This is a genomic window from Skermanella sp. (assembly GCF_059503625.1).
Genome location: NZ_JCACHA010000549.1, coordinates 1 through 2,019, shown reverse-complemented (window position 1 = coordinate 2,019; position 2,019 = coordinate 1). Strand labels below are relative to the sequence as shown.

Below are 2,019 nucleotides of genomic sequence, written 5' to 3'. Positions count from 1 at the left end.
CGTCATCCTGGAGTTCGAGGACACCGCCGCCGGCACGGCTCACGCGAGTTCGGAAGAGCTGCACCGCAAGCTGTCCTATGGCGTCGGCCGCGTCGCGCGATCCGGCGACGACGTCAGGGACATCTGTGAAACGGCCGTGATCGAGATGCACGGGCTGGCCGGCTTCGACCGCACCATGGTCTACCGGTTCGATACCGACTGGCACGGCGAGGTGGTCGCCGAACAGACCAGCGGCCTGCCGAAGCGGTATCTGGGACACCACTTCCCGGCATCCGACATCCCCGCCCAGGCGCGGGAGCTTTACACCCGCACGCTGCTGCGCGTGATCCCGGACGTGGACGGCGAGCCGGTACCTCTGATCCCGCCCCTGGACCCCGCGCGCGGCCGGCCGCTCGACCTCAGCTACGCGTCGCTTCGCGGCGTTTCGCCGATCCATCTCCAGTACCTGCGCAACATGGACGTCCGGGCGACGATGGCCCTGTCGCTGCTGGTCGGCAACCGGTTCTGGGGCATGATCGTCTGCCACAGCGCCGCGCCGAGAAAGGTCTCCGCTCCCTTGCGCGGGGTCTGCCAGGAACTGGCTGAAGTGGTCGCGGCGCGCCTGTTCCGACGGGATGCGGAGCACCGCGCGACCGGCTTTCTCCAGGCCCGCAACCGGGCCGATACGCTGGCCGACGCCCTGTCCGAATCGCCCGATCTGGTGTCGGGGATCGAGCGGCGCGCGCCGATGCTGCTGTCGTGGTTCGACTGCACGGCGCTGCTGGGCCGGATCCATGGCAAGCCCGTCCGCTGCGGCACCGACGCGACCCCGCCGACGGCGCTGCCGACGAGACGGGGCGCCGATCCCGTCCGCCTGGACGACCAGTGGATCGCGACCGCCGATCCCGTCGGCGTCTATATAACGGGCGCCGCCCGCGCCGATTTCGTCGGCGCCGTCCATCTGCCGCTGTCGCCGGACGGTGGAGACTACCTTGTCCTGGGCCGGAGGGAGCGGGTCCGGACCGTCGTCTGGGCCGGTGTCGCCGATGGCCGGGACAAGCACGACCTGAGCCCGCGCGCCTCGTTCGAGGCCTGGAGCGAGATCGTCCGGGGCCGGAGCCTGCCGTTCGACGATGTCAATCACCAGATGGCGGTCGAGATCCGGCGCCGGCTGATCGACCGCCTGATGCTGGAGGAACGGCGGAGCCGGGCGCTGGAGCTGGAGCGCCGCGTCGCCGAGCGCACACGCGAACTGGCGCAGGCGCGGGCCGAGGCCGAGCGCGCCAGCAACGCCAAGACCCGTTTCCTGGCCGCCGCCAGCCACGACCTGCGCCAGCCGCTCCAGGCCGGCGTGATCTTCCATTCGGTGCTGAGCCGGCGCAACCAGGACCCCCGGCAGGCCGAGGTGATCGAGCAGCTCGGCCGCAGCCTGGAAGTGCTTCAGGGCTTGCTGGAAGGAATGCTGGACATCTCCCGCATCGACGCCGGCATCGTGGCGCCGGAACGGCAGGTGTTCCCGGTGCAGAGCGTCCTGGACCAGTTGCAGGTGGAGTTCGCCCCGGCGGCGGCACGCCGCGACCTGACGCTGCGCGTCAAGCCGACCGCCGCCCATGTCCACAGCGACCGCAACCTGCTCTACCGCATCCTGCACAATCTGGTCGCCAACGCGATCCAGTTCACCGACCACGGCCGCATCGTGCTGGGCTGCCGGATGGGCGGAGCCGGCGGGAACGGCGGCACCATCCGCATCCTGGTCTGCGACACCGGCCGGGGCATCCCCCCCGACATGACCGAGGCGATCTTCGAGGAGTTCATGCAGCTGAGCAACCCGGCCCGCAACCGTCACCTGGGGCTTGGCCTGGGGCTGGCGGTGGTCGAGCGGCTGAGCGCGCTGCTGGGCCACCGGATCGCCGTGAGGTCGATCCCGGACCGGGGGAGCATCTTCGAGGTGACGATCCCGCGCGTGAAGGCGGAGGTGATGGGCGGAGCGGGGGTCAGGGGGCCGGAGAGCGGGGGGTGAGCCGCCCCAAAAAGCCCCTG

Annotated in this window: 1 protein-coding gene; it reads left to right on the top strand. The window is 70.8% G+C overall.

The window, feature by feature from the left end; genetic code table 11:
• On the top strand, positions 1-1,999 hold a 1,999-nt coding region (locus AC5JJ6_RS11630), incomplete at its 5' end, for an ATP-binding protein (RefSeq protein ID WP_496042184.1).
• Positions 2,000-2,019 lie beyond the last annotated feature (20 nt).